Genomic DNA, 24,752 nt, shown 5'->3' with positions numbered 1-24,752 from the left:
GTAGCCTTTTTTAATAATGCTTGCAACAATAAATTAGGTATTTTATGCTGATTACATAAAAATCTGTCAATACGATTTGTCTTAATGTGAAAGCTAAGGAATATGCTTCATTTAAGGAAATAAGCTATTATGTGTCGTGCAAATTTGATACGCTAGCGACATAAGATAAATTTTACAAACATTGGCTCAGCCGGCATTAAGTGCTCTTCATAAAAGAAGCTATATTTTGGCAAGCTTTTTCAAAATAATTCTCAAAGCTTTCTTCAGTCACATAGCCCAGATGCGGTGTGCAAAGAACTCGATCTGATTGCAATAATTTGCTCTCATATACTGGTTCGCTGTCATAAACATCCAGTGCAAAGTAAGTTGAATTTTCCAAACTTAGTATTTTTTCTATCGCCCCTTTTTCAACCAAAGCTGAACGCGCTGTGTTGACAAAAATAGCATGAGGTTTCATGCTCAATAGATCATCTAATTTTATGATTTCTCTAGTTTTATCACTTAAACGTAAATGGATGGATATAATGTCAGGACGTGTAAAAAATTCTTCTTTTGAATGCGTAAAATGATAACCTAAATTTTTTGCTTCTTGCGTTGAACGCTCGCTCCCATAAACCAAAATGGACATGCCAAAAGCTTGAGCATATTGAGCAACCATTTTACCAATATGCCCAAACCCGAATATTCCAAGAGTAGCCCCTTTCATTTGGTTGCCAAATGTTGTTTGCCATCGTCCTTTTTTCATATCAGATACAGATTTACAGAGTTTTCTACGCGCAGACATAATTAAGAGCCACGCAAATTCAGCAGCAGAAGTTGGATCTCCACCACCGTCTAATATTTCAATTTCTAAGTCTCTACAAGCTTCTATATCAATATGTGAACCTATAGGGACTGTTTGGCAGATTAATTTTAAATTTGGCAGTTTCAGGAGAAGATTTCTATCAACTATAGTCCGCTCTCTGATTAAGATAAGAATATCGATCTCTTTGAGCTTATCTTCTAAATCACATTCTTTAGCTAAATTATTTATAACCACACTTCATGTGATGTCATTAATTTTGTAATAGACTGTAATGTTAGAGTGGCTTTTTGATAGTCATCTGGAATTAATATTTTCAATTTAAACCTTCCGTTTCATTCATCAATATTTGAGCTCATTATTTCATTTCTAAAACAACCAAAAAGCAATCTCATCGCTGATATTTTGACATAACGCCAAGCCTATTAACAAATTATACCCCTTGATTTATTGTTATTTCTAGCAATAAGAACAGCATTAATCAGTTAGTTTTTATAAACTTTAAAACATTGCGACAAAAAGAAAAAGTTTGACTCAATAGATGAAGAATTGCGCTTTTCTCATATTCTAGAGGACGAATCTGAAGTGCTACGCTGGACTGAAACCATGTTCCAGTTTTCTATAATAGACTACCAAGAAGGTCATACTTACGAACCATATTTTATTGTTGAAACAGAAAAAACTACATATTTGTGCGAGATAAAGCGTGCTTCATATAAGTGTGATATCTCTCTTTATGCGTTGAGATATAACATATTTGTAGCATGAAGAGTAAATTTATTAAAATCATGATAAGAGGACGATAGGAACTTTATAGGTGTATCATCATAGGATTAAGTAGTTTTGTTGAGAGCTATTTCTGCTAAAAGGTTTTTGATATATTTAATTATTATTTCGTAATAGTGGATGTACTTTATTTTTATGTGCAAGAAAGCTGATTGATTGTGTAAAATAGTATTCATAAAATGACATTATTCTTATCCTGTTAAGGACATTTTTTCTAGTGAGATTTTTGCAATTGCAATGCTCTTTTTCTTATTCTAAATTTTGGTTAAAAAAAGCGTATATAGGTGTTATTTTAAATTTAAGATATGCATATTCCATTGTTGGTGTTACTGTTGTAAAAAATGATATTTTATTTGATAAGTATAAGGTGTTACCAAGAAGATCGATGTATAGATAAAATTTAGATTTTTACAATATCTTGAAAAAGCAATGGGTAAATAATTGATAATTGTGCTACGAAGGTTGTTAGATGGGCGTGTGTCAGCAATTCTTAATAAAAAGGTTTTTCTTGATAGTCGTTTTTTTTCAAAATACTGCTCTTCTTATGCAAATCTTATGTTGGTAAGCTATGCAGTTTTCACGGGAACAGGATAATGCATTAAAGGCTGTTGCCGCGTGGTTGAGGGAAGGGCGTTCTCCTCTTTTTCGCCTTTTTGGCTATGCGGGGACCGGTAAGACGACGCTTGCGCGCTATTTTGCAGAGACAGTTGATGGTTCTGTTCAATTTGCTGCTTTTACAGGGAAGGCGGCGCAGGTTTTGCGTTCTAAAGGTGCAAGCAATGCTTGTACGATTCATTCGCTGATTTATTGTCCGCGTGGAGAAGAGGAAGTTTCCGATGAAATAACAGGAAAAAAGTCTATTGCTCCAACATTTACATTAAATCGAAGAAGTGCTGCTGCACAAGCTAAACTCATTATTGTTGATGAGTGCTCGATGGTTGATGAACAATTGGCGCGTGATTTAATGAGCTTTCGAACGCCAATTCTTGTTCTTGGTGATCCAGGTCAATTGCCTCCTATATCTGGTGGGGGCTTTTTTTCTAATGGGAAACCAGATTTTCTTCTTTCAGAAATTCATCGGCAAGCGCGCGACAATCCGATTATACGTCTTGCTATGGATGTACGTGAAGGACGCGATATTGCTTATGGTGACTATGGAGAAGCGCGCGTTGTGACACGTAAAGAGGTCAATCAACAATTGGTTTTGGATGCTGATCAGGTCTTGGTAGGGGTTAATCGTACACGCCACCTTTATAATCAGCGTTTGCGTGTGTTAAAGGGATTTACAGCAGATTATCCGCAAGCGGGAGATAAGCTGGTGTGTTTGCGAAACGATCCTATTAAAGGTTTGTTGAATGGCTCTTTATGGAAGGTGATGACTTCACAGAAGGAGACCGTTAAACCAAGTATTAATCTTCTTGTGAAACCAGAAGAAAGTGAGCGTGGGGTAGCAAAGATTAAACTTTTAAAAGCAGCGTTTGAAAACCCTGATCAAGAAATTTCATGGCAATTAAAAAAGCGATATGATGATTTTGATTATGGGTATGCATTAACGGTTCATAAGGCGCAAGGTTCTCAATGGAATAATGTCGTTTTGTTTGATGAAAGTTTTGCATTTCGTGATATGTATGCGCGCTGGCTTTATACGGGAATTACGCGCGCAGCAGAGCGTTTAACGATTGTTCGATAGAAAAAAATGTGTATATCATCTAAGTTTCAGATGAAAAATGCCTTTTTTCTATCTTGTTACATACTATAAAAAAATGGAAATGGGCATGGCGGTAAAACTTTCGGTTAATCTTAATGCTGTTGCTGTTTTGCGTAATCGACGTAATCTTCCGTGGCCAAGTATAACGAATATTGGGCATATAGCGCTTGCTGCTGGAGCAGCAGGTTTGACGGTTCATCCACGCCCTGATGAAAGGCATATTCGTTTTGCGGATTTGCCAGATATATACTGTTTAATCAAGAACACTTTTCCTACAGCTGAGTTTAATATTGAAGGTTATCCCAGTGATCAATTTTTGGATATCGCTGAAAACTATGCGGATCAGATCACCCTTGTTCCTGATGATCCAGATCAGTCAACGTCTGATCATGGTTGGAATTTTGCTCATGATGCAGAATTTTTAGCACCTATTATTCAGAATTTAAAAAACAGAAAGATTCGTGTATCCCTTTTTGCTAATCCTACTGTCGATGGTCTTGATATTGCTAAAGCAATGGGCGCTGATCGTGTGGAATTTTACACGGGACCTTACGGTGGTGCATTTCAGGATAAAACAAAACAAGATCAAGAGCTCAATAAACTTGTTTTAGCAGCAAGAAGAGCAAAAGAGTTGCAGTTAGGTATAAACGCAGGGCATGATCTGACACTTATGAATCTTCCTGCTCTTGTCAAAAATATTCCTTGGCTTAATGAAGTTTCTATTGGCCATGGGCTCATTGCTGATGCATTAGAGTATGGAATACATGAGACTGTTCAGCGTTTTATCCGGTTATTATCGTAATCTTTTTCTCTCTATAAAAATTGGAAAAGAAATTTTTATAGAGGTTTGCCAATTTATCTTAAAAAAACAATATATTGCTTAGATAAATAGCACTATTATCGTGCATTATAAATATTCTATTGTTCCTCTATTTATTGGTTGCTTTCTATCTTTTGTTTTTGAGTGTATGCGATGTTTTTTATTTGTACTATCCATTATGAGGAAGTTTTAAAATCTTCTTATTATAATTTCTTTGAATGGAGAAGAAATAGGGTTTTGAAAGTATTTCCATTATAAAGGAGTGCGTAGGATTTTAATGGATCAATACACAAATTTTCTTGATATTTGAGCTCATTTTTGGGTTATCTGTAAATAGTATAACGTAAAATCTCCTTATGAATAAGCTTAATGCAATAGGAGCTGTTAAATAGAATGATGATATCGACTTGTAGCTTTATGAAGTAAAGAGAGTGATGTGCAATAAATCTTACACTATTATAGGGAATTCTTGAAAAGGGCTTGAGCATATTAAAATTTTTTTATAAGGCGCCATAAATGGATAACATAATGGACGTATGGGGGGCTTCTTCGCGTGAGAGGCGTGGATATTAAAGAACGTAAAAAGTAAAAACATCCTCTTTATTATTCTAAAGATATTGTTGTATATGCTTTTGAAAGTTGTATTAACACAATACTTGTTATTTTGTAATTTTTCTTGCTATCTGTATTGATTTGGTTCATGTTAAAAATTGTATGTTGTATCTTAATTTTTAGAATATAGCGTTTTGTTGCACGATAAAAGAGTAGAATATTAGCTAAATTTTCTTTAGAAATCTTATTTTGTGTAATTATTGTTTTTGTAGAATAGCAGTTGAAGTTTATTTGGGGATCCGTATATGTTTTAGGAATGTTTGGGGACTACAGTTTTTTCTATGCAATATGTAAACTTTAAAATTATTCAATTGCTGTGTTCTTATAAGCGGTGTTTTTTGTCTTTATAAGTGTGTGATGCACTGTAGATAATGTTTCTTATTGAATAAAAATAATCTGAAATCCAGTTTAAATAGAGAAAGAAGGAATTTTTTTATGCGTGTTTATTATGATCGTGATGCGGATGTTAATCTCATTAAAGGGAAAAAAGTAGCCATTGTTGGTTATGGTTCTCAAGGGCGTGCACACGCTTTAAACTTGAAAGATTCTGGTGTTAAAAATGTGCAAATAGCTTTGCGTTCAGGGTCGGAAACAGTTAAAAAAGCCATGGCTGATGGTTTTGAAGTGGTGAGTGTTGCTGAAGCAGCAAAATGGGCAGATCTCATCATGATGGCAACACCAGATGAATTGCAAGCTGATATTTATAAGGAACATATTCATGATCATTTACACGATGGGGCAGCGATTGCTTTTGCGCATGGTTTGAGCATTCATTTTGGCTTGATTGAACCTAAAAAAAACGTTGATATTGTGATGATTGCTCCTAAAGGTCCAGGGCATACAGTTCGTCATGAATACCAACGGGGTTGTGGTGTTCCTTGCTTAATAGCGGTGGCGCAAGATGCTTCAGGGCATGCACATAATGTAGCATTATCTTATGCGTGTGGACTTGGTGGTGGACGTGCTGGGGTGATTGAAACAACATTTAAAGAAGAGTGCGAAACTGATCTTTTTGGTGAACAAGCGGTTCTCTGTGGAGGTCTTGTTGAACTGATTCGAGCAGGTTATGAAACATTAACACAGGCAGGTTATGCGCCGGAAATGGCTTATTTTGAGTGTTTACATGAAGTGAAACTGATTGTTGATCTCATGTATGAAGGGGGCATTGCAAATATGAATTATTCGATTTCTAATACAGCTGAATGGGGTGAATATATCTCTGGTCCACGTGTGATTACGGATGAAACTAGAGCAGAAATGAAACGTATATTGAAAGATATTCAAACGGGTAAATTTACATCGAATTGGATTCAAGAATATAAAGCTGGTGCTGCTCATTTTAAAAGTATGCGGCGTTTAAATGATAATCATCCTATTGAAGAAGTTGGTAAAAAACTTCGTTCTATGATGCCTTGGATAAAATCTAACGCTTTGGTTGATAAAGAGCGTAATTGAAGCTTCTACAGAGATATTTTGTCAATAGCTTTTATAATTTTATAGATAAATATCAAAAAAAGGGTAACTTTAGTTACCCTTTTTTATATGTTTTTGGAAACATAAGCTTTATTTTTTAATTTTTTGCATAATTCTTTTTTCCAAAAAGAAAGTATACAATTCCTAAAAATATGAACCACGCTGGAGTGTATTTTAAAGCTATGGCAGTGTCAGCTTCTAATGACAATAAATAAATAATGAATGCAAAGAAAATAAGAAGCGCCCAACACATAACAACACCTCCAGGCATTTTATAAGGAGAGACAGTATGCTGGAGAGGACGATTGCGGCGATAGACGATATAGCTGATCAAAATGATAGACCATACAAATATAAACAAAGTTGCGGCAATTGTCGTAACAATTGTAAAAGCAGCTATGAGTGTTTGAGATAACGATACAATTGCATAACCAAATAAGATGCATATACATGAAAAGAATAATGCGTTAGCTGGAACGTGGTTACGAGAAAGTTTTCCTAAAAATTTAGGAGCACCTTTTTGTGTTGCTAGCCCATATATCATACGGCTGGTAGAAAAAATTCCACTATTTGCTGAAGATGCGGCAGCTGTGAGGACAACAAAGTTCATCAAACCTGCAGCAGTTGGAATACCAATAAGTGCATACATTGTTACAAATGGGCTTTTTTCTGGACTGATTTGATCCCACGGCGTCACAGACATAATCACAAGAAGAGAGAATATATAAAAGAATACAATGCGGATTGGTATTGAATTAACAGCTTGTGGTAGAGCTTTTTGAGGTTCTTTTACTTCAGCAGCAGCTGTTCCAGCGAGTTCAATGCCAACAAAAGCAAAAATAACAATTTGAAATCCAGCAAAAAAGCCTGTAATTCCTCGCGGAAAAATATTCCCACCGTTCCATATATGGCTAAGAGAAGCAACCGTACCGTTTGGAGAGACAAAACCGGTAAAGATCATATAAAATCCTACAACGATTAAGACTAGAATTGCTACGATTTTGATAAAACCAAACCAAAACTCAAGTTCGCCAAATAGTTTTACTGCGACGAGGTTAAGAATTAAAAAGGACATAAGACCAATTATAACAGGAATCCACGGATTGAGTTCAGTCCACCAAAAGTGTGTATAAGTGACAATAGCAATAATTTCAGCAGTTCCAGTGACAATCCAACACAACCAATATGTCCAGCCGATAAAGAATCCGGCACATGGCCCTAGAAGATCGGTTGAGAAGTCAATAAAAGATCGGTATTGTGTATTAGAAAGCAATAACTCTCCCATAGCACGCATGACAAAGTATAGAGCACAACCAATAATTGCATAAACAAGTAGAATCGAAGGCCCTGCTACACTGATTGTTTTTCCTGATCCCATGAAGAGACCTGTTCCAATCGCTCCACCGAGGGCTATAAGTTGTATGTGTCGGTTATGTAGTCCACGTTGTAATTTCTTCTTAGGTTTTTTTTCTAAATTTTGTTTGTTCATTTTTGGGGAGTTCTCCTTAGTTATTTTTAAATAAAATTACCCTAAAAAAGGTAATTCCTTCTATCGGAACACGCTATGGTTAAGGAGTAAAGGAATTTTTTTCTATGACTATATGTGAATAAAGCAAGAACATTATTCATTAATGGAATAATTATTTTATATATAAGAAACAAAAGATAAATTGTATTATATTTTTTTTAATTTTTATGTTTTATACATAATTAATAATAATTATATATAATATAATTTATTTTATACATAATTATTATTTGTAAATAAATAATAATTATATTTATTTATAGTAATTTTATTTATAAATATATTTATATTTAAAATTATTTATTTATTTATATTTTTTATATATAAAAATATAAATAAAATTGTAAATTTATTAAATATAAAACTTTATTTATAAATAAAATAAGTTTAAATTGTTAAACTATTATTTAAATAATTAAAAAATATATTTAAAATTTACATTTAATTATTAATATTTAAAATTTATTACAAATAGAAAAATATTTTCATAGAATCTTTTTTTATTGCAGATAGCTATTAAGATATATTCTGTTTAGAGCTACATTTTTAATTTTGATAAAAAATTGAATATAAATTTTTTTGAGGGGGGAAGTTTTAGATAAAATCTCATGTTTTATTAGTAAACAATGTCAGTGAAGTTTATAGAGAATTCTTTACAGAATAGCTCGTTCTTATCCTATTATACAGTAAAATACTGTTGTGTAGAGTAGTGATATAAAGCATATAACATTTTACACATTAAGTATTTTTAGAATGTGTGGTGAGTGTTCAGGGCAGGGCTAGCCCATAGAGCCTTATGTAGGTGAACCATATAAATGATCAGCAGCATTCCCTCTTAATAAGCTGGATTGTTCACAAACCGGCGCTGGTAGGAATCGTCGTTTTTTGATGTTTGGGGAGGAGGTTAAGTAGAAAAAGGGTAACTAAAATTACCCTTTTTTGAGATGTTTTATGTATAGACTTTATTTGTTACCTTGAGTCATTTTTTTCTTTACAAATGTAAAATAGGTTATGCCTAAGCAAATAAACCAGAATATACCGTATTTTAAAGCTGTTAGGGTGTCTTCTTCTAACGTTAACAAATAGAGCATGAAAGCAAAGAAAACTAAAATTATCCCGCACACGATAACTCCTCCTGGCATTTTGTAGACGGATTCAGCATGCAAATGAGGGTGATTGCGACGATATACAATATAGCTAACCAAAATTACAGACCATACGAATAAAAATGCAATAGCTGAGATGCTCGTCACAATTGTGAAAGCACTTATGAGGCTTGGAGAGAGTGAGGCAATTGTATACCCTATTAAAATACATAAGCAGGAAAAGAATAGAGCATTGGCTGGAACATGATATTTGGAAAGCTTACCTAAAATTGGAGGAGCACCTTTTTGTGTTGCAAGCCCATATATCATGCGGCTAGTAGAAAAAATACCACTATTTGCCGAAGAAGCAGCCGAGGTGAGAACGACAAAGTTTACCAAACCAGCAGCTATCGGAATACCAGCAAGCCAAAACATCGAAACAAAGGGGCTTTTATCTGGAACAATTTGATCCCAAGGTGTGACTGACATAATCACGATGAGAGAGAAGATGTAAAAGAGTACAATACGTACTGGTATTGCATTAATTGCTTTTGGTAGAACTTTTTTAGGATTTTTGACTTCAGCTGCAGTTGTTCCTGCAATTTCTATACCAACAAAAGAAAAAATGGCAATTTGAAATCCAGCAAAAAAACCTGTCATTCCTCGCGGAAAGATATTTCCATCGTTCCATACGTGATTGAGAGAAGCAACAGTACCATTGGGAGAAGTAAAGCTCGTAGCGATCATATAAAAACCAACAACAATTAATGCTAAAATTGCTACGACTTTGATAAGACCAAACCAAAATTCAAGTTCACCAAATAATTTTACGGCAAAGAGATTAAAAATTAAAAAGAAACCAATGCAAGAAAAAACGGCAATCCATGGATTAAGCGTTGGCCACCAAAAGTGCATATAAGTGATGATGGCAATAATATCTGCAGCTCCAGTTACAACCCAGCTCAACCAATAGCTCCAGCCTACAAAGAAAGCGATTCCCGGTCCTAGCATATCGGTTGAAAAATCAATAAGGGACCGGTACTGTGAATTAGAAAGCAATAATTCTCCCATAGCACGCATGACAAAGTATAGGGCACATCCAATAATAGCATAAACGAGTACGATGGAAGGGCCTGCTACACTAATTGTTTTTCCTGATCCCATGAAGAGTCCTGTTCCAATAGCTCCACCGAGGGCTATAAGTTGTACGTGACGGTTATCTAGGCCACGTTGTAGTTTCATCTGAGGACCATCTTTTAAATTTTGTTTATAGCTCATTTTTTGGGGGTTCCCTTTAATTATTTTGAGATTAAATTACACTAAAAATGCATTGTTCTGTATCGAAGCATGATATAAATGAGGTGTAAAGGAAAAAAACGTTTTTTATGATTTTGTGTGGATAAAGAAAAGAATATGTTTTAGGAATATGGTTTTGAAAAAAGAGAATGTTTTTCTCTTAAATAACGTAACAGATATTTGAATAGGGGGCTTTTTATTGTTATTAATAACAAATTAATTGTTCTTTAAAAGACGTGGGGCTTTTAAAATTATTTCAGAAAACTGTCAGGAGTTTTTATAATTTTTTGAAACTTATTATTTGTAATCAGTGCATTATTTATTATTATTCATAATGGTGAGAGTTTTAATTTTTGCTCAAATAGCACTCGAGAGTTCTCATCTTAGTTTAAGAACAATTTGTAATGGAAAATTAAAATGATTTTTAAAATCATTTTTTTGTTTGTATGGTGCTATCATAAATCAAAAAGTTACTTTATGTTTCATAAACGAAAAGAGGAATATCATAGCTTATTTTTTAAAGTGATGAATAAGGATTTTGTTTAGATATTGGTAACATTTTATAAAATATTGCGAGAAACTCACATTGTTTACACAAACGTCCTTGAGAGTATGATAAAGAAATGCAACGTAATTCAGTTATACAAAGAAAAAAAGAACTGGGGATTGTATAAGTTCTGTTAGAGATTGAGCTATTCATAGTGAGAGACAGAATCAGGAAAAGATTGCTCTATTAACTTTACAATTTGTTATCAAAAGATAAAACTATCCAAAGAAAATGAAAAAAGAAAACAGAGATAAAACTGTTCCTGTCGCAATGTTAATCGAGCCTTTTACCCGCTGCTTTTTTAAGGCGGTACTGGCAAATGATATAAAAATGGTCATTAAAGTAAACCATGCAAAGATGTTGAAAGAATGTATGGTTACAAGTTCAAAACCTTTTTTAATGCTACCACCAGAAGCTAAGAATTTTGGAAAAGTTGCTATGTAAAATATAGATACTTTGGGTTTAGTATTTGTGTCAAAAAACCGTCCATATAGCTGGTTAAAAGCTTTGTTTCACTCGTAGCATGCTTTTCATTCGTTGAACTTCTTTCTTTTGAATTTAAGCTGTGTATTCCAGATTTAATTGATTTAAAGCCCATGTATAATAAATAGCTGCCACCCATGAGTTTTACTAAAAAAAACAGCGTTTTGTTGTTGAGAATGAGCGCTGATACACCTAGGTGTGGAAAATGCCCCATGCACATATGTTGCTGTACACAATCCTAAAACGTTTACAAATGCGTTCTTTCTTCCCAATCTCGTTGCATTATCGATGATAAGGGCCATATTCGGCCCCGGTGAGATGACTAAAAAAATGAAACAATGAAAAAGGTCAGTATTTGATGATTCATTTTACTTTTAGCTCTGAAATTAATTGATTTTCGAGATACAATTCTATTCTGTCAAACTGAGAAAGTTTTCCGACACCCTGTGGAGTGCCTGTGTATATGAGATCACCACGTCTTAGCTGAATGTAGTGACTTAAAAATGAGATTATCTTCTCAAAGCTAAAGATCATATTTTTCGTATTGCCAACTTGTCTTGTTTCGCTATTCAACTTCATTGCAAAGGTTATTGGGTTGTTTATTTTTTCCTTGTTTATGAAGTCAGAGACGTATGCAGCGCCTTTAAATCCTTTCGATAAAAGCCAAGGAAGCCTTTTTCCTTTCAGTTTTGTTTGCAAATCCCGCGCGGTGAGATCAAGACCTATTGCTACGGCATCATAGCATTCTTTTGCTTCTGCCTCCATGATCATGAAAGCGTCCTTTGAGATTTTGAGCACAATTTCAGTTTCAAAATGTATTTCTTTGGAAAAATCAGGGAGATAAATTTCATTACCTAAAACGAGTGAACTTTTTGGTTTGCTAAAGATAACGGGTTCATCTTCAACAACATTGCCTAGTTCATGAACATGTTCAACATAATTGTATCCAACACAGTAGATGTCATTTATCATGGGAGCCCTCCAAATTTTTTATTTTCTCTTTGTATAGGCAAGAGAAAACTTTGCAAACAACATTTTTTCTTATATCGCGTTTTGCGTTTTCTGGAAAAGAAGCATTATGTGGGTTGATGACTAACCACGATGACAGCTCTTCGCATTATCCTCTTTTGAAGAGTGCCCAATCTTATAGTCTTTGAGATTATTTTAATTTTGATTGCCAATTTTCTGAAATTACTTTATTACTTAAAGAGTGATTTTGCTCGTCTACGCAGCGATTAGTAGGGTCTGAAAGTCCTAAAGTTCGATCATAAATGAGCCCACTCTGTGGGTGTCTCGGAATTATGGGATATTTTTCTATGTCTAGGTGCTATGAGCACTAAAAGCAAAAATCTGTTTCGTATTCAATACTTTCAGGCTCTCGGAATACTAATGCGAGGGTGCTCGCACCCAGCGGGTGGAGCTTAAGAGTGAAAAGCAAAAAGCTACATTTTAACGGCATTTCTATAGGCAAAAAATCGCTTTCAAAGAAAAATGCTGGGAATGTCGTAAAAGCAATTAGGGCATCAATTAGGGATAACTTTTCAACAAATCCAAAAATATGAGAAAGTCTGTGATGGTTTAAAAGAAGCAGATCGTGGAAAACTTATTGTGGCATGTGGAACGGAGAAGATTTTTATCAGCTTTAAGATAGCACAACAAATAACCAGAACTGGCAAGCGTGTTTTGTTTTTCGTGCCTTTTCTGGCTTTGATGTCACAAAACGATAAGAGAATGGACACGCTATACAGAAGTGCCGTTTCGTTCCTTTGTGGTGTATTCTGATACATAAGTTGGCAAGCGTCGTAAAAACAAAGAAGCTGCTGCCGAACTCGATGTCTCAGATCTCGCTCTATCAGCTATCAACTGATGTTCAAAAGCTTTGAAAAAAAGCAAATAAAGTCTTAGTAAATGCAATGACCGTGGTGTTTGCTACTTACCAATTAATCCAAGTGATTGCGGATGCGCAAAAGAAATACGGTTTATCAGAATTTGATCTGATCATTTGTGAAGCAGCGCAGGTTAAGGCAGATAAAGTAGAACCTTTGGTTGTAGAAGCCAAGGAAGTAGCTGAGACTGCGAAGACAACAGCGGAAGAAGCGAAGAGTGTTGCGGAGCAAGCAAAAGAAGAAGCTGATACGACGAAGTAAGGGCTTGAAAGAGGTCAAGAGTTCATTAGACACGGCGACAGCAACGACAAATTCTGCGAATACAGCCGCCTCTGAGATAAAAGTGTTAGCGGAAGAAGCGAAGAGTGCATTGATAGAAGTTCAAGAGAAGGCACAGAGGAACAGTGACAGTCTTTCTGAACTTCAAAGTAAGGTAGGTTCTCTTTCCACTAATTTTTTAGAGGATGTGCGTTTTGATCAGCTTTACAGGCTTCTGGAAGCCGATCCGGAAAATAGAAAAGGTCTTTTGTGATCAATGAAGGGGCATGTTTTCGCGTTCATCATGGTGGTGAGAATGGGGATAGGTCCATCTTTTACCGCATTCCAGTGCGTGGAAGGATGACTTTTGACGAAGATCTTGAAGCAGGAAAGGATTATTATATATATCTCATCTTAAAAGATCAGACGAATGAGCTATCCTTTGAGCTTTCGCAAAATCCAACGGCTCCTGATGGCTATACAGAGGATAATTCTGAAAAGATCAGTGGATTTCATACGCTATGTGCGGATGTTGGTGAGATTGAAGGTCATCTCTTATCGGGTTATCAAGCGGGGGATGTTTTGCCCAATTCTGTTTGATGTTTAAATCACCGCCCACGTAGTAGTCCAGAAGGGATGGTTTACAATCCGTGGCATAATATTTGGGTTGATATTTATCTTCAATCAGGGACAGGTGTAAATGCAAAGTCGGCATATGGTGTTCCGATAACGAGCAATCGTAGCTATGCGAATCATGCCTTTGATTTTTGGTCTGTTAATAAGAGATTTTTGACGAGTGATGAGTTTTCGCCATGCATGTATGGAAGTAATCAAGCAACCAGTATTGTCGGCAATCAAGCGCCTTCTCCTAAGACGTCTGGAGGACACGTTGATACAAACAATAGACGGATGATTTCGCATATCGGTTGTGAGGATGGTTGCGGTTATGTTTGGCAATATTTGTCTGGTTGTTATCCCGTGACTAAATGGCATACAGGGGAGCAAGGAAGCAGTTTACGTGTAGACATAAATGTTATGTTGGGAGGAGGCGATTGGACTGGTGGCTCTAACAATGATCATCTTGTACGGAATTTTGCGCATTCTCGTTATGTAGAAGATGAAAAAATAGGCGCCCGTGGATGTAGCGAGCCACTTTATTATAATTAGCGCGAGATTGATTAGAACATCATTTTATCCAATCCCACTTTTGTGGGGCTTTTTTTATGGAGCGTCAGATGAGAAAGATATCGAAAGAAGGATAGGCACTTCATCGTGAAGTTTTAAAATCAAAGCTTTTTCTACTAAACTCATGATCTCAACCAGAGCAGCACAATCTTATCACTCATATTTTCATGCCTAGAAAATTGAGATAATGCCATCCATAAATCGCATAAGAAGTTAGTATTTACCTTCATTGCACACCTCCATGGATTTTTCTCTCAAACATGCCGCCAATCCTTTAGGTGTGATTTTTGTTGAAGGCAGCACCTTTTCTGTTCCATCCGGTTTTTGAATGGTGATGGCAGAACAGTCCATGAATCCTTTTTTGATTTTATCCTGATTAAAGGTAACAATGGACCACTTGGAGCACGTCGATACACCCAATCATTTTTACGCAAGTAATCTGTTAAATCCTTTGGTCTTATCTCCAACATCTTCGCGGCTTCAATCAAACCAAACAAACCATCAGAGCGTTTTAAGCCTTCTAAAGCTTTTGCTTTTGGTGCTAATTCTGAAATAACATAGTTTTTCTGCTTAATTTGATTTTGTAGATGATTTAAGGCGCCAAATAATACTTCGGGTTTGGAGTAATCAATTTGTGGAATAACTACTTGTCTTTCCAACTCTTTCCAACGGTCAATTATCTTTGCTCGTAAGGCAGTGCTGTAACTAGAAACAAGAATTAAGCATTCACGCTTTGGCAGGTTATAACAAGGGCGGCTTTCACCTTTGTTATCAAGGTAGTGCCCACCAAAATCAACCTCCTTAAATTTGAGGGCGTTAAGTTCTTCAAGCGTTTTCTTGATGTCACGCATAATATCGTCATGCCTTTTGCCACATAATTCAGTAATTTTAATAATGGTATTCATAAAGAATTCTTAGATGTTAGACGTTCCTTAATGACATTCTAAAAGAGTGCTGGGCACTAAGAAACACGGCATCTAGTCCGTCGTTACGCCTTTCCCCGAAGGGGGTATATGGCATAGCCACACCTGACAAAGCTATTATATGCATGTAGCACACAATGAGTTAAAGCTTTTAAATTGCGGAAGATTAGTTATTTCGGCAACTAATCCGCTAGTTGTTTTAAGGTGTTTTTGAGGCACCTGATTCGAAAATACCTATTACTATAGAATTTTCCAGCAACAAGAATTACTTTTTGCTAAGAAAACGTTTCACATATTGTACAGTGTACATATTGAAATTATTATTTATCAATGAGCTAAGTGTAAAATGTACAGTCAAATTGAAAATTCTGTCGTTAGCGATAGTTCGCACTAGTCTGCCCCGCAACGAAGCCAACCCGCTGGGAAGTACATTTTGAATTGATTTTATTGACTTTTTTATGGAAAAAACAAAACATAAGTGATAATCTGTTCTTAAAATTGCAATCAAAGTGTATAATACATAACTCATAAGGATATGGAATAGATAGATAAAGCTTAAGAACATAATTTAGCTTTTCTTGTTGGCAGCGTATTCTTGACGAGCAAGTTGGCACTGTATATTGGCAATTAATCTCTCATTAGCTTTTTTACAATAGCACTTGCAATTTCTGGCTTAGACATCACTTTAGCAATTGAAGGTCCTTCTTGTTTTGCAATGGGGAATTGATCTCCATCCGCTCTTTGAAATACATTACCATTCAGCTTTTTTAAATCAACACGCTTTGGAAAACTCCCATCCTTGATAAAAACATGGGCAAGATTTGTTTTTTTCCAAACAGTTGTGTAAGTCACGCCGCGTTTTGTTCTTTTGCTTTAAAAAATTTAAGAAGTATCGGTGTTCCAGAACGAATGATATCTATCTCAAGAAACCTTGCTGTCGCCTTTTCTTTAATATAAACACCTTGCTTAACACGCTTTGATTGGGCTGATGAGATGTCGGCAATTTGCTTTTCAGTAAAGCGTTCGACTGTTTTACTGCGGTGTTTAGAGCATTACGCAAAGCCCAATTAAGGCGTGGTGCTTGAAGACTGGTGAAGGTATCCTTTACCTGTTGAAGATACCATTTTGGGTAGATGATTAACTTCAACTTCTAAGCCTTTTTAAGAGTAGGTGTTGATGATTGAGAGACCTTAGATGCTTTTGGTTTTTCGAGAGAGGTTTCTTCAGTCATTGGTTCAGATGATGTTTGTGTGGCTTCTTGTTCTATCTGCTTAATTTGTTCAATTGCTTTGTCAGGCTTTGCTACCATCTTGGCCTCAACAAGAAGTTTTGCAGCATTGGCGCGCTTGAGACGTGCGTAGATCTGATTAGAAACTTCAACAAATGGATTATTGGGTGTTGATGGTTCAAAGCGAACAGTGCTTTTATTGTCGCCAACAACACACATTGGCTTAGTGATGACAGCTTTCATTATGGCTCCTTTTGAGTCATAATTAATGACATCATTAGTCAAATATTGATTTTTATTCTGTGAAAAATTGATTAGCCGATTGTCAACAGAAAAAATCATGATCTTATGCTTTTTTACTTTTTACCTAAAGTTGGTGTTTTTAAACATTAAAAATTGTAGAAAAAATTCAAGTAAGAAATGTTGATAACTTTGCTAAGACTTCGCCCATTACGCGCTACTATATCTAAAGAACGCGGTTGGTCGCAGCATATCACACCTGTTGTATGCAGCCCTGTTCCCACCAATGAAACAGCAAAGTCTGCTATTCTAGCAAAATTTCCTCCACTCGTAATGGGCAAAACAATGAGTGTTTTTGTTAAACGATTAAACGCCTCCGGTGACACAATCAGTACAGGATGCATTCATTTTTCTCATAGACAGAGGTTGGGTCAAGCGATACAAACCAAATTTACCCCGCTTCATTACAAGAGCTCTCTCCCAACAAGCTTAGTATCAAACCACTCTACATCTTTATCCGCAAAATCGTCCGAAGTATTACATTGGGCTAACAATTCTTCAAGAGTGTAATTTTGCGATATCTATAGCCAAACCCACTTGCATATTTCAGTAAGATGAAGAACATCAAGCAATGCAGGCGGTGTAGAGAGCATAACTGATCCTCCAACTTTACGTAATTTCGTTGTATGCATAAAACGCCCTCTCTAATATTATATAAAAATATAACATAAAGCCCATGATTCAATAGCTTTTTATGCTTTTGTGTAAATGTTTAAGAAGCGCATTTAGAGCAATACGCAATATACTCTGAATAAAGTCAATATTTTTTATCTCTCTGTTGATCTCGTCTATAAGAGGTTCGTAATTGAGAATGCTTTTCGGAATATCACCACCGTAAACCCATGCTTTTACTTGCGCTTTGGTGCTAAAATCCGCATTCTTAGGTGTTTTGTAATACTGACCACCATCAAACTTTTCACACTCTCTTGTGCCGTCTTCGTATTCGTAGAGGTTGTAAAAATACTCCTCTGTCTCATCCCCCATGGGGCATACCCACTGCCGTTGCAACAAACCTCTTTCCATGGGTTGTTTATGGTTTTTTAAGAATAGATGTTTTAAAATGAACATGCTTTAATCCTAATTTTACAAATTTGTCTATTTGCCTCAAATTTGACCGTACAGAGCGTTTTATATGATAGATTTTTTATCATAAAATCTTTAAATCACTCTGTACGGTGCCATTTTGTCGATTTAAATGCACATCCAATCACAAAATGATCAGCAATTTTCACTAGTTTGCTAACCTGCAATGTTTTTCACTTGCTTTTCAACCAACGTGAGTGGTCTTGAATTCTCTCTCATTGCCTTTTCTTTCAGCCTTTTTTCACGGGTGTTCAAAACAGCCTGGTGTACAAGATTGGCTTTTGTCAAAAGACTATTTTCCAAATCACGACATAATTTTACTAACTCACGAGTGTTTGGAAAAAACGTATCCGATAAACCTTCTACCTCATCGCATAAAATCCGTTTAACCGTTTTTATGAGTGACCACGCAGAAACACTTTCCAAAACCATTCCATAGGTAAGCGCCATACCTTCATGATCTGCCTGTTGCGAAATTTTTTGAACCACACGAAAGCATCCAAATTGCCTTGGTTATGTCCTCTTTACTCACTTTTATTGAAAACAATTCGTGAAGTTGATCACACGCTTCTAAGGCAATCGCTTCCTGCTGTTGTGTCAATGCTTGCCACTTTTCAAAACTAAAGGAAACTCCGGAGTTATCATCTCGTGAATGTGTTTCAAAGTGACCTCGAGGCCCGATATCAAGGATACTGTCTGAGATGCGTTCATCTACACTTTTTTGCCTTTGAGAGTGATTTCCATAGTTTTTTCCGTTCTCTAAATCCTCGATAGCTTTTTGCACCCAGTTGCGCCACATTGCTTTCCAATCCGTTTTGCGTGCATCTTTGCCTGTTCTAGCTTTCCAAAAATCTCGAAATTTTGCCATTTCGGCTTTGACACGCTCTGGAGGCAATCCCTCTTCGATTGCGAAATCATAAACAGGTTCGAAATCATCAGGGGTACGACAGCCACTGTCATTTCTAACCCGTTTAGCTTTTTCGTAATGTTCTCTTGCTCGTGAATGGAAGGTTGTTTTTCTACACCCGTTTCGATTTGCTCTGATGTGGTCTCAACAGCAGCAACCTCTGTTGGTTCGTCAACCTGTTCGTTTGTTTCTAAATTTTCAGAAGCAGTTTTTTTTGCTAACTAAAATGATAGTTTTAGTTTATATATATTCTTATTCTGTTTCTTTATAGCTTGGTTTTGCTTAGCGTTTGCTTCAGCAAAATCATTAAAGTGTTTTTATAGCGTTTTTTATTGTGCACCTTTTTTCCAGCCTCACTATGAATTTGCGATATGTGCACTTTTTTATCAGTAAAATCTTTTAGCTCTTCTTCAACGCGCGTATTCGACAAACCATTATCTTTCTCAATAAGTTTATCATTCTTTATGAGATATTCGACAATAGTTACAAACTTTTTTGCGAGCAATTGCAAGCGCGGGCAAGCATTTCAAAATCTGTTTTAATTGGTGCTTTTTTGTCATACATGCGAATGAAAAGCGTTATATAAATGCCCCTTTGCTCTCATGTCATTCCATCGATCTCACTGTTCCAGTCATTCAAAAGGAATCTTATCCATGGCATTGCATTAGACATGCGCATTTCCTTCTTTAACTAAATATAAAATTGCTAAAGCATTTGCTTCGTTGTCATCTTTTGGATTGTATCCTTTTGCACACACCGTCTTAATCATCTCTTCTTGTGAGGCATTGACTTTATCTATTGTGATTTTCATTTTTGTAAGCCATTGCTGAAAACGCAAATAGCGCATACTATCGCCTTTAAAACGACAAAATTCAAAATTGACAAGTGCTACTTGTTATACTGCTGTCTACACGAGAAATCGCCCAGCCTGTCTTAGATCTAGATCAAGGCAGAGAACGGTTTGTGTATTGATGATCATCTTCCCCCATGAAGGCTGTTGCGTATTTATATGTGCGCTATGACAGAGCGTGTTGTGATTGCCTGTCTTGAAAAAATGGTCGTGAGAAAGTACTTGAAACTACTTTTGGGCCAATTTTTTACTGCCATTCGAGGAAAAATAATCTTAGAAGCAGTTGATTTTCGAATTAACTCTTCTTGTTTTTGAATCACATCTTTTTGTACACGTATTTTTTCAGCTTCTTTATCTATTATTTTGTCTTTTGCATCTATCTCTTTTCTGAGCTTTTGCGTCGTTTTACAAGAGTCATGAAGAGTATAAGCCAATCCCAAATTAGCAATACTGATTGCCTCTCCATCCTATAAAGACGAGGAGGAGGTCAAAGTGCTAAAAAGGTACCTCAAAAAGCAGCAATGATTCGTATTTTAGTACCACCGCGGTGCCGTCTTATAGCGTTATAATAAAGTTACGAAAGGTGGTTTAGAAGGTGCTTTAATTTTTTTTGACTTTTAATAAATCATTGGAAAATAAGAGAGATTAAGATAATCTGGTGCGGACGGCGGGACTTGAACCCGCAAGGTCTTCGACCGGCAGATTTTAAGTCTGCTATGTTTACCGTTTTCATCACGTCCGCGATGTGAGTTCTCTCATAAGCTATATCTTTTATTGAATCAAGAATTAATGACAAAAGAAACATTTTTCATTTTTTAGTGAAATTTTGACTGACAATAGTTTCCTTTATCGATAGAAAAAGCTTTTATAATGTAAATAAAGTATGAAATGATTAGTGTTATGAGTCAATTTATTCAAGACGTCACAAAAGCTATGGTGGGATTGCATCACGTGTTTGCTGAAACACCACTTCAAAGAAATGATTTTCTTAGTCAAAAGTATGATGCAGAAATTTATTTAAAGCGTGAAGATTTAACACCGGTGCGGTCTTATAAGATTCGTGGTGCTTTCAATTTTGTTTCAGAAATGCTTAGCTGTATATCACCAGATTCTGCATTTGTTTGTGCTTCAGCGGGGAATCACGCGCAAGGGGTTTCTTTTGTTTGTCGTTATTTTAAACGTAAAGGCGTGATTTTCATGCCTATGACAACGCCACAACAAAAAATTGAAAAAACACGTATTTTTGGTAAAGAATTCATTGATATTCGTTTGGTTGGTGAAACATTTGATCAATGTTATGAAGCTGCGCAATCCTTTGTCGTAGAGAGCGGTGGTGTAATGGCTCCACCTTTCGATGATATTCGCATTATTACAGGGCAGGCAACAGTGCTTTGTGAAGCTGCTTTACAATGGAAAAAACTCAATGGAGAAAGTGAGCCAGATTTGATGATTGTGCCGGTAGGGGGTGGTGGTTTGGCAAGTGGAGTGAGCAAGTTTTTACATGAATATGGTTGGAAAACAAAGCTTCGTTTTGTTGAGCCGCAAAGAGCTGCAAGTTTGCTTGCTTGTTTGGAGAGTGGAAAACGCGTCAAGCTTGAAAGCATTGACACTTTTGTAGATGGTGCTGCTGTGGCTGAAATTGGTGCTCTAAACTATACAATTCTAAAGCAATTTCCCCCTGATTCTGTCATTACGGTTCCTGAAAACCGCGTTTGTTCTACGATGGTTGAAATGCTTAATGTTGAAGGTGTGGTTCTTGAACCGGCTGGTGCTTTATCGATTGATGCGCTTAACAGTATTCCTCCTCAAGAGTTAAAGGGGAAAAAAATTCTTCTCGTTATTTCAGGAGGTAATTTTGATTTTGAGCGTTTGCCAGAAATTAAAGAGCGTTCTTTACGTTTCCAAGGGCTGAGAAAATATTTTATTTTTAGTTTTCCGCAACATCCTGGTGCATTGCGTCATTTTCTTTCCACATTATCATCAGATGATGATATCGTACGTTTTGAATATCTTAAAAAGTCAGCGAGAAACTTTGGTTCTGTATTGGTTGCGATTGAAACAAAAAAATACGGTAATTTTTGTCTTTTAGAGGAAAAATTTCAAGCGTTAGGTTGGCGTTATCGTGATATTACTGATGATCAAACGTTATTTGATTTTGTTATTTGAGAAACTGAAATTTTACTAAAACAAGAAGTATAATGATGAAACCTATTTTTTATTCGGTGCTGAGTCTATTTTTCTTTTTGATTGTTAATCAACAGAGTTTAGCATCTCAGCCAACAATAGTACAAAAAGATGAACTTTCAAGAGTCGTTGTTGATGTTAATAATGCTATAAAAAATGGGGATTTTATGCCTATTTCTCGTTATATGCCTGAGCGGCTTTATAAAGAGATGGCACATCGATTGAATACAACAGAGAGTGCTTTACGTAGTGATTTTCTTCAACAGTTGCATAAGAAATTTGAGGGGTTGCCTTCTGGTGCTTATTATTTAGATAAAGAAAATATAGAGTATTTACAAACTGATAACGGTACTTTGTATGCTTTAATTCCAACAGTTCTTGAGATGAAAGATCGCATCATTCAATATAAAACTTTGGCGATTTTTGATAAAAACCAATGGTATTTAATTTATGGCGGTCAAAAAACTTTACAAAATCCAGTTTTTCTCGAGATTTATCCTGATTTTATCAAGGTACATTTACCGATGGACACAATCATCAAAAAGTAAACGATCTAAATATTGTTTTTATTCATGATAAATGTATTTCGTAAAGTTCTTGCTTTTTTATCATAATCCAAAGATAATAGAGGTGAAGGCATTTAGGCTGGTTTGTTGGCTTTTTGTAAAGTGAAGTTTATACGCCTTTATCTTGATTTCAAGGTGTTCATGAGTTGCGCAAGCCGCTTTTTAGGCGTTGCTTCATTTAAAATGTCAGGGATTTCTCTTGCGCGGATTCTTGAGTGGAGAGTTCAGATGGTTACTTCTTTTGAGTTCTTCAGCTAAGGAAAGATTTTATTTTGCCTATAAAAGAAGAAAATGTTTTTACAAAGTTAGGTTTGCCTACTCTTTTGATTAAAAATTTACTCATTGCTGGGATGAGTAAACCTAAACCTATACAAGAACAAGCTATTCCAGTTATGTTGAAAGGACACGATATTTTAGGTGTTGCTCAGACAGGTTCTGGAAAAACCTTGGCATTTAGTTTGCCTATTTTAAGTCAGATTTTGGCTTTAGGTGATAAACGCTGCCCTAAAACTGCACGCGCTTTGATTTTAGCTCCAACGCGTGAACTTGCTGTTCAGATTGATGAAACGATTCGCACTGCGGCGAAAGGAGCACATCTTTCAACATGTCTTATTTTTGGGGGCGTATCACGTTTAAAACAAATTAAACGTATGGAAGCAGGTGTGGATGTTTTGATAGCGACTCCAGGGCGTTTGAGAGATCTTGTTCGTGAAAAGTGTGTTGATCTTTCCCAATCTCGTTTTTTGATTTTGGATGAAGCAGATCGTATGTTGGATATGGGGTTTATTCATGATGTTAAGCAAATTGCAAAGCTTTTGCATCAAGAGCGTCAGACAGCACTCTTTTCTGCAACAATGCCGAGGGAAATTGCTGTGCTTGCAAAATGTTTACTCAATGATCCGGTTAAAATTGAAGTTGTTCCTCAAGGTACTACGGCTGTAGAGATTTGCCAAAAATTATATTGTGTTCCTACGAATGAAAAAAAGAGTGTTTTAAGTAAACTTTTGACAAATCCAGCTTTTGATTCGGTTATTGTTTTTACTCGAACTAAACATGGGGCAGATGCTGTCACACGTAGTTTAGAAAAGGTAGGATATTTAGTCGCAACAATTCATGGAAATAAATCACAAGGTGCTCGCCAGTCTGCTTTAAAAGCTTTTCGTGAAAGATCTGTGCAGATCCTAGTGGCAACAGATATTGCTGCACGCGGTATTGATATACCAGGGATAAGCCACGTTATTAATTACGACTTACCAGATGAATTTGAAAGTTATGTACATCGTATTGGTCGTACAGGACGTAATGGCGCATCTGGTGTAGCACTTACGCTTTTTGATGAGAAGGTAGAAAGGTCCCGCTTGCGTGCTATAGAGCGCTTGATTCGTATGAAATTGGTGGCTGAGGCTGTTCCAGAACAATTTGCAGCGTTTCCAGAAAAGCCAATTGTACGAGAAAGTAAAGAAAAAGAAAACGATAAGGAACGCCGTTTTAAAAAATCTAAACGTCAAAAACAGTTTTTAGGTCGAAAAGATGATACCGCACAGTTGCAGCGGAAGAATTCTTCACCTCAAAATGAGAGGCATAAAAAAGCAAAAGCAGTAGTAAAGCGTGCAAAGCCTCTTCGTTTTCGAAAATCAGTTAAGAGGGCTGCTTAGATAAAGTCTTGAAAAAAGATCATGTACTGGAGATTTTTTACTTTTGTTGATTTATTCTCAATTGAAAAGAGCTATAAAATACTCTTGTCAAAGTAAGAAGATCCTTTAGAGGTTTTCATTTTTTAGAAATGAAAACTTCTAACTTTTTGGATTTATTAAAAATCTTTATTGTAGAGGTAATTATTTATTTGCTTTATTCCTATTTTTTTAAATGGGAATAAAAGTAGATTTTATTTATATAAAACTATTTTTATAAAGGATGTGTTTTATCTTTAATGATAACTTTTAATTTTAAAAATTGATGTCTAATAATAACTCATTGTTTTATATATTTAATAATTCATTATATCGTATTTTTTCATTTTTAAGTTATTTATGCGGATCAATCAAAAGTATTCGCTTGCACGTTATGTGTGAAGTTGTCATATAAATAAACATTTGAAAAATAAATAAAATAATTTTTATAAACTCTTTCAAAGGCAATGGGGGATTGCTGAGATTGAGAGTTGGAAAATAGTATGATGGTATGGCTTTTATTATAAATAAAGATGGGGCTGATCAATCGATTTCATTTTATACCATTTACG

At 35.7% G+C, this 24,752-nt stretch carries 20 protein-coding genes, 1 tRNA gene and 6 pseudogenes; 11 read left to right on the top strand and 16 right to left on the bottom strand.

The features are described from left to right. Nucleotides 1–196: 196 nt before the first annotated feature. Nucleotides 197–1,039 (bottom strand): D-2-hydroxyacid dehydrogenase family protein, encoded by an 843-nt coding sequence (locus tag ACFINO_RS03830; RefSeq protein WP_375655088.1) that lies wholly within the window; start codon nt 1,037–1,039, stop codon nt 197–199. A 1,117-nt stretch (nt 1,040–2,156) separates the two neighbouring features. On the opposite strand from ACFINO_RS03830, the gene ACFINO_RS03825 reads away from it, so the two are divergent. From ACFINO_RS03825 to ilvC, 3 genes are all read left to right on the top strand, one after another. Then, complete coding sequence (locus ACFINO_RS03825; RefSeq protein ID WP_375632949.1) at nt 2,157–3,278, top strand: ATP-dependent RecD-like DNA helicase; 1,122 nt, start codon at nt 2,157–2,159, stop codon at nt 3,276–3,278. An 85-nt stretch (nt 3,279–3,363) separates the two neighbouring features. Beyond that, on the top strand, nt 3,364–4,098 hold the full coding sequence (locus ACFINO_RS03820) for a pyridoxine 5'-phosphate synthase (protein WP_375642938.1): 735 nt from the start codon (nt 3,364–3,366) through the stop codon (nt 4,096–4,098). 1,065 nt (nt 4,099–5,163) lie between these two features. Beyond that, complete coding sequence (gene ilvC, locus ACFINO_RS03815) at nt 5,164–6,183, top strand: ketol-acid reductoisomerase (RefSeq protein ID WP_375632945.1); 1,020 nt, start codon at nt 5,164–5,166, stop codon at nt 6,181–6,183. A gap of 115 nt (nt 6,184–6,298) precedes the next feature. Here ilvC and ACFINO_RS03810 read toward each other — a convergent pair whose 3' ends face one another. After that, on the bottom strand, nt 6,299–7,690 hold the full coding sequence (locus ACFINO_RS03810; protein WP_375655087.1) for an amino acid permease: 1,392 nt from the start codon (nt 7,688–7,690) through the stop codon (nt 6,299–6,301). A gap of 1,001 nt (nt 7,691–8,691) precedes the next feature. Next, nucleotides 8,692–10,092 (bottom strand): amino acid permease, encoded by a 1,401-nt coding sequence (locus ACFINO_RS03805; RefSeq protein ID WP_375632941.1) that lies wholly within the window; start codon nt 10,090–10,092, stop codon nt 8,692–8,694. Nucleotides 10,093–10,888: 796 nt separating this feature from the next. Between ACFINO_RS03805 and ACFINO_RS03800 the strand changes: the two genes are divergently transcribed. Next, nucleotides 10,889–11,101 carry a hypothetical protein gene (locus ACFINO_RS03800; protein ID WP_375632939.1) on the top strand — a complete coding sequence of 71 codons (213 nt, stop codon included), beginning with the start codon at nt 10,889–10,891 and terminating at the stop codon, nt 11,099–11,101. On the opposite strand, the gene ACFINO_RS03795 is transcribed toward ACFINO_RS03800, so the two are convergent. Further along, a complete protein-coding gene (locus ACFINO_RS03795; protein ID WP_375633052.1) occupies nt 11,094–11,279 on the bottom strand; it encodes a LysE family transporter in 186 nt (61 codons plus the stop codon). The two genes, ACFINO_RS03800 and ACFINO_RS03795, sit on opposite strands and share 8 nt — an antisense overlap. Before the next feature lie 224 nt (nt 11,280–11,503). Further along, a complete protein-coding gene (locus tag ACFINO_RS03790; protein ID WP_375632937.1) occupies nt 11,504–12,112 on the bottom strand; it encodes a fumarylacetoacetate hydrolase family protein in 609 nt (202 codons plus the stop codon). Between the two features lie 594 nt (nt 12,113–12,706). On the opposite strand from ACFINO_RS03790, the pseudogene ACFINO_RS03785 reads away from it, so the two are divergent. The 4 genes and pseudogenes from ACFINO_RS03785 to ACFINO_RS03770 all read left to right on the top strand — a co-directional run. Beyond that, nucleotides 12,707–13,155, top strand: a pseudogene (locus ACFINO_RS03785) (DEAD/DEAH box helicase family protein); the annotation flags it as partial. Between the two features lie 136 nt (nt 13,156–13,291). Beyond that, the gene (locus ACFINO_RS03780; protein ID WP_375655086.1) at nt 13,292–13,558 is read left to right on the top strand and encodes a hypothetical protein; all 267 of its coding nucleotides are present in this window, start codon (nt 13,292–13,294) and stop codon (nt 13,556–13,558) included. Further along, nucleotides 13,555–13,884 (top strand): hypothetical protein, encoded by a 330-nt coding sequence (locus ACFINO_RS03775; RefSeq protein WP_375655085.1) that lies wholly within the window; start codon nt 13,555–13,557, stop codon nt 13,882–13,884. Before ACFINO_RS03780 ends, ACFINO_RS03775 begins: the two co-directional genes overlap by 4 nt. A 36-nt stretch (nt 13,885–13,920) precedes the next feature. Next, nucleotides 13,921–14,451 (top strand): hypothetical protein, encoded by a 531-nt coding sequence (locus ACFINO_RS03770; protein WP_375632935.1) that lies wholly within the window; start codon nt 13,921–13,923, stop codon nt 14,449–14,451. 244 nt (nt 14,452–14,695) lie between these two features. On the opposite strand, the pseudogene ACFINO_RS03765 reads toward ACFINO_RS03770, so the two are convergent. From ACFINO_RS03765 to ACFINO_RS03715, 11 genes and pseudogenes are all read right to left on the bottom strand, one after another. Next, nucleotides 14,696–15,374: pseudogene (locus ACFINO_RS03765) on the bottom strand (phage antirepressor KilAC domain-containing protein). Nucleotides 15,375–15,960: 586 nt separating this feature from the next. After that, nucleotides 15,961–16,539 (bottom strand): annotated as a pseudogene (locus tag ACFINO_RS03760) (hypothetical protein). 3 nt (nt 16,540–16,542) lie between these two features. Further along, a complete protein-coding gene (locus tag ACFINO_RS03755) occupies nt 16,543–16,863 on the bottom strand; it encodes a hypothetical protein (protein WP_375655084.1) in 321 nt (106 codons plus the stop codon). Nucleotides 16,864–17,009: 146 nt separating this feature from the next. Continuing rightward, on the bottom strand, nt 17,010–17,264 hold the full coding sequence (locus ACFINO_RS03750; protein WP_375632933.1) for a type II toxin-antitoxin system PemK/MazF family toxin: 255 nt from the start codon (nt 17,262–17,264) through the stop codon (nt 17,010–17,012). A 60-nt stretch (nt 17,265–17,324) separates the two neighbouring features. Further along, nucleotides 17,325–17,552: pseudogene (locus ACFINO_RS03745) on the bottom strand (antitoxin). A gap of 49 nt (nt 17,553–17,601) precedes the next feature. Next, a pseudogene (locus tag ACFINO_RS03740) lies at nt 17,602–17,988 on the bottom strand (hypothetical protein). 171 nt (nt 17,989–18,159) lie between these two features. Continuing rightward, nucleotides 18,160–18,492, bottom strand: coding sequence for a hypothetical protein (locus ACFINO_RS03735; protein WP_375632931.1), 333 nt, complete (start codon nt 18,490–18,492; stop codon nt 18,160–18,162). After that, nucleotides 18,458–18,898: a hypothetical protein gene (locus tag ACFINO_RS03730; protein WP_375655083.1), complete on the bottom strand. Its 441-nt coding sequence runs from the start codon at nt 18,896–18,898 to the stop codon at nt 18,458–18,460. Before ACFINO_RS03730 ends, ACFINO_RS03735 begins: the two co-directional genes overlap by 35 nt. A gap of 676 nt (nt 18,899–19,574) precedes the next feature. Beyond that, nucleotides 19,575–19,889: pseudogene (locus ACFINO_RS03725) on the bottom strand (hypothetical protein). Between the two features lie 26 nt (nt 19,890–19,915). Beyond that, nucleotides 19,916–20,194: a hypothetical protein gene (locus ACFINO_RS03720; RefSeq protein WP_375655082.1), complete on the bottom strand. Its 279-nt coding sequence runs from the start codon at nt 20,192–20,194 to the stop codon at nt 19,916–19,918. A gap of 222 nt (nt 20,195–20,416) precedes the next feature. Further along, nucleotides 20,417–20,502, bottom strand: a tRNA-Leu gene (locus ACFINO_RS03715). Nucleotides 20,503–20,648: 146 nt separating this feature from the next. Between ACFINO_RS03715 and ilvA the strand changes: the two genes are divergently transcribed. The 3 genes from ilvA to ACFINO_RS03700 all read left to right on the top strand — a co-directional run bounded on the left by ilvA (nt 20,649) and on the right by ACFINO_RS03700 (nt 24,165). Then, entirely contained in the window at nt 20,649–21,926 is a 1,278-nt protein-coding gene (ilvA, locus tag ACFINO_RS03710; RefSeq protein WP_375655081.1) for a threonine ammonia-lyase IlvA, read from the top strand. 35 nt (nt 21,927–21,961) lie between these two features. Further along, the gene (locus ACFINO_RS03705) at nt 21,962–22,492 is read left to right on the top strand and encodes a hypothetical protein (protein WP_375607472.1); all 531 of its coding nucleotides are present in this window, start codon (nt 21,962–21,964) and stop codon (nt 22,490–22,492) included. Nucleotides 22,493–22,782: 290 nt separating this feature from the next. Beyond that, on the top strand, nt 22,783–24,165 hold the full coding sequence (locus ACFINO_RS03700) for a DEAD/DEAH box helicase (RefSeq protein ID WP_375655080.1): 1,383 nt from the start codon (nt 22,783–22,785) through the stop codon (nt 24,163–24,165). The last annotated feature ends 587 nt before the right edge of the window (nt 24,166–24,752 follow it).

This window comes from Bartonella sp. AA83SXKL, assembly GCF_042196965.1.
Taxonomy (GTDB): Bacteria; Pseudomonadota; Alphaproteobacteria; order Rhizobiales; family Rhizobiaceae; genus Bartonella.
Note: the sequence above shows the minus strand (reverse complement) of the source record. Positions and strands in the feature narration are given on the sequence as shown.